This window comes from Polyangium sp. y55x31 (genome assembly GCF_029946505.1).
Taxonomy (GTDB): Bacteria; Myxococcota_A; Polyangia; order Polyangiales; family Polyangiaceae; genus Polyangium.
This window is the reverse complement of record NZ_JARZHG010000090.1, coordinates 1-3,302: the sequence shown is the minus strand read 5'-3', so window position 1 is coordinate 3,302 and position 3,302 is coordinate 1. Positions and strand designations below refer to the sequence as shown.

At 67.9% G+C, this 3,302-nt stretch carries 4 protein-coding genes; all 4 read right to left on the bottom strand.

All coding sequences use genetic code 11. The features are described 5' to 3' along the window. The coding region (locus QHF84_RS50090) for a hypothetical protein (RefSeq protein ID WP_281320783.1) at positions 1 to 610 on the bottom strand (610 nt) is incomplete at its 3' end. A gap of 11 nt (positions 611 to 621) precedes the next feature. Beyond that, positions 622 to 1,362 carry a phage tail protein gene (locus QHF84_RS50085; RefSeq protein ID WP_281320782.1) on the bottom strand — a complete coding sequence of 247 codons (741 nt, stop codon included), beginning with the start codon at positions 1,360 to 1,362 and terminating at the stop codon, positions 622 to 624. Positions 1,363 to 1,376: 14 nt separating this feature from the next. After that, on the bottom strand, positions 1,377 to 2,522 hold the full coding sequence (locus QHF84_RS50080) for a baseplate J/gp47 family protein (protein WP_281320781.1): 1,146 nt from the start codon (positions 2,520 to 2,522) through the stop codon (positions 1,377 to 1,379). Next, positions 2,522 to 2,929 (bottom strand): hypothetical protein, encoded by a 408-nt coding sequence (locus QHF84_RS50075; RefSeq protein ID WP_281320780.1) that lies wholly within the window; start codon positions 2,927 to 2,929, stop codon positions 2,522 to 2,524. Before QHF84_RS50075 ends, QHF84_RS50080 begins: the two co-directional genes overlap by 1 nt. Positions 2,930 to 3,302 lie beyond the last annotated feature (373 nt).

The window sequence follows — 3,302 nt, the reverse complement described above, 5'->3', positions numbered from 1 at the left end:
GGGCCGAGCGGACGGTACCCGTCGGGATTGCGCCATGCTCGAAGAAGCCGATCCGGGAAGCGCCATCATCGATCGTGCCCGTGCCCGTCGCCGTCCCGCTCGGGAGCCCGAGGACCGCCGCCGCCGTTCCGCTCGCCGAGAGCGAGGAACTCGCGCCCAACGTCTTCGAGGCGAGCACGAGCCGAGATTCATCGTCGAGGTTCGCGTCCTTGTTCTTGGGTGCGCCCGCCTTGATCTGCTGCACGAGGTCCGCGGGCGTCAACGGAGCAACGAACTGCACCATTTCGGCCGGCCCCGAGTCCTCGCCGAGGAGCAGGGTCTTCCCATCGAGCAGCCCACCCGGACCGAGCTCGCCGGCAGGGTTCGTCTCCGCGTCATATTGCGTGAACGTGGACAGCCGCTTCGAGCCGAGGAGCGTCGCCCGCGTCCCGTTCGCCACGCCGGCCAGCTCCGCGCGCGCCCGGCCGATGGCATCGAGGAGGTACGCCGTCCGATCCGCGAGGCGGACCAGGCCGAGGCGATAGAGGGATTCATGATTGACGAGCTCCCCGTCGTTCAGCATGCGAACGAAGGCATGGAAGACGAGTGAACCCATGAAATCGTAAGCCATGACCGCCTCCGTCAGATGTCGTAACCACCGCCGAGCCTGAACGGCATCGACATTTTCCCGAGCATGTTCCCCGCGCCGATCGGCCAGAATGCGACGCCGCTCCCTTTCGAGCCGCCGAGCTTGAAGCCGAGCGCGAGCCCGAGGCCGAGGATCGGAGCATCCCGGAAGCGGAGGATCACGTGGACGGGGTAGCCGTGCGCATCCTTCCACTTGAGGATCTGCCGCTTGATGGCCCGCACTTGTGCCATGGTCGCCGAGCTCCCGAGCGTCGGTTCCCCCAACAGGAACGGCATTCGCAGCGGCTCGATCCCGAGCGTCCCGAAATCCGGTCCGAGGACGACCCAGAACCGCGAATACCAGGCACCTTCCGCGAAGCGCCCTTGCCAGTCCTCGATCACGAGCACATCCGGGATCCCGAAGGCCCGCAGGCTTTCCTCGATCGCTCCCGCCGTCCCCGCCCGTTGATGCGTTTCCCAGGCCCGTTCCAGCCGAGCCAGGTAGGCTTCGTCCGTCTCCCCCTCGAAGCGTTCGATATCGAAGCCCTGCCCCTGCCAGCGCAGAGCATCGGGCGGCCCGAGGCCTGGCCAGCGTGCTTTGATGGCGGCCCGGAGCTCGACCAGCGTGGCGTCCTTGGTCTCGCCGAGCAGAGCCAGGAAGGCTTGCGCGTTCGGACCGCGGAGCCATTCCGCATCGGTCCACTGTCCCCCGTCGGGGATGTTGCCGCGCTGTAGCTCTCGAAACTCGTCAGCCATGTGTCCTCGGTTCGTCAAAGCAGCGTGAGTTGAGGGACGAAGACGATCGCGTCCGTGGCCTTCGGGAGGACGTCCCGCGCGGGTGACACGAGCCGGACATCCACCGTCCCGCTGGCGACGTCGACGAGCTCTTCGATCAGCCGCGCGCGGTAGAGGGCCTCGCCGAGGGGGTAATCCGATTGGAGAGCCACGAGCCGCCCGATCGCCTCCGTGAGCGCGTGCGGGTTCGTCGGGTTTCGCAGGCCTGCGACGATCGGCACCTCGAGCAGCGTCGCCGGGAAGCATCGGAGCGGCCCCGTCCCCACGGCCTTCAGGCCGGCGAGGTAGCCTCGGACGGCCTTCACCTCGGAGGCGGACGCCGGTCCGGCCGGATTGGCAAGGTAGACGTCGACGCTTCCCGGACCGTTCGGGTTGTCGTCGCGGACGCGGAACCGCGAGACGGACAGCCCGAAGAGTTCAGCCGCCTTCCGGATCCGATATCGGACCGCCGCGAGGTTCCCACCCGCGCCGAGGGAGCCCCACTTGTCCCGGCACTTCGCGCGGAGGCTCGGATCGCTCTCCTCGTCCGCGCCGGCTTTCGTGATCCACGTCCCCGTAGCGGGATCCGCTGGGTTCGAGATGCGCACCCCTTGGAGAGGCGTATTTAGAAACGAGATGGTCGACGGGGGGACGTTGTACCGCGCGCCGGGCGCTTCTGCGCGAAACGTGAGCGCGAGGCTTCCGCCTTTCGGCAGCGTTCCGCCGTCGAGGTTCACGAACCGGAGAGGATCGGCGAGTTCAGGCCCAAAGACTGCCGCGAGCTCGCCCGGTTGGATGACGTGGAGCGAGTCGTCGGCAAACTCGGTCAAGACCATCCGCCCCTCGGTCGGAATGGCCTCGCGCCGCAGCTCTTGGAACCAGCCGAGCGCCACAAGATCGAGCCACGCGCCGAACGGACCGGTTTCGTCGTCCCCGAGGTAGCCGCCGCGCGTGATCGCAATCCTCGCGGCCTCCCACGCCTCGACTGTCTGCGCCTCGATTTCCAGGAGGACACGCCCGATCCTCTTCGAGTCCCAGCCGCGCGCCCGAAGCCCGAGCCCGTGCGCCTTTTCGAGCAGGTCCTCGAAGATGACGTCCTTCCGGCGAGCCCGGAGCAGCGCCGCGAGCGATGGAGCCCCCATCACGCAGCCTCCCCGAGTGATCGGAACAGGACGCGCCGCGCCTCGCCCGTCTCGACCGTGAGGAGGAAGCTCCCCTCGGCCAGATCGAACCGCCCGACGATGAAGAGCACGCCGCCCCGCAGCTCCACGCGCACAGAGGCCCCGACCACACCCGGCTCCTGCAGCGCCTCGCCTTCGAGGAGCTCGCCGAGGCGGTAAAGGCTCGTCGGCGAGGGGTCCGCGTTGATCATGCGAAGAACGTTGACGCCTTCCGCGGGGGACCACGGGAGCGCGCCCGAGCTCATGAGCCATCGACGCGCCACGGCCTCGAGGACGACGCGCGGCCCTTCCACGACCGCCTCGAAATCGATATCGATCGAGCCATCCGGGCCGAACGTGCTCATATCGTCGCCGTAGTCGATCGCCATCGGCTTATCCCAGCAGCGAGGCAAGCCCGCTCGTGATCTTCCCCTGGATCGGGATCTCGACGACCGAAGGCCCCGAGACCTGCACGCCGAGGGCCCCGAGGACGATCGCAACCGCCGAGCCGGGCGGTTTCCATTCGATCGTGCAGAGGGATGCCGGTTCCGTGACCGTGCGGAGGATGAGCGTCCCCGAGTCCGTGGAATCGTCTCATGCGAAGAACGTTGACGCCTTCCGCGGGGGACCACGGGAGCGCGCCCGAGCTCATGAGCCATCGACGCGCCACGGCCTCGAGGACGACGCGCGGCCCTTCCACGACCGCCTCGAAATCGATATCGATCGATCCATCCGGACCGAACGTGCTCATATCGTCGCCGT

Bases quoted from the DNA above. Each gene is read 5' to 3' on its own strand.
- QHF84_RS50085 (WP_281320782.1), bottom strand. From the start codon at position 1,362: ATGGCTGACGAGTTTCGAGAGCTACAGCGCGGCAACATCCCCGACGGG.
- QHF84_RS50080 (WP_281320781.1), bottom strand. From the start codon at position 2,522: ATGGGGGCTCCATCGCTCGCGGCGCTGCTCCGGGCTCGCCGGAAGGAC.
- QHF84_RS50075 (WP_281320780.1), bottom strand. From the start codon at position 2,929: ATGGCGATCGACTACGGCGACGATATGAGCACGTTCGGCCCGGATGGC.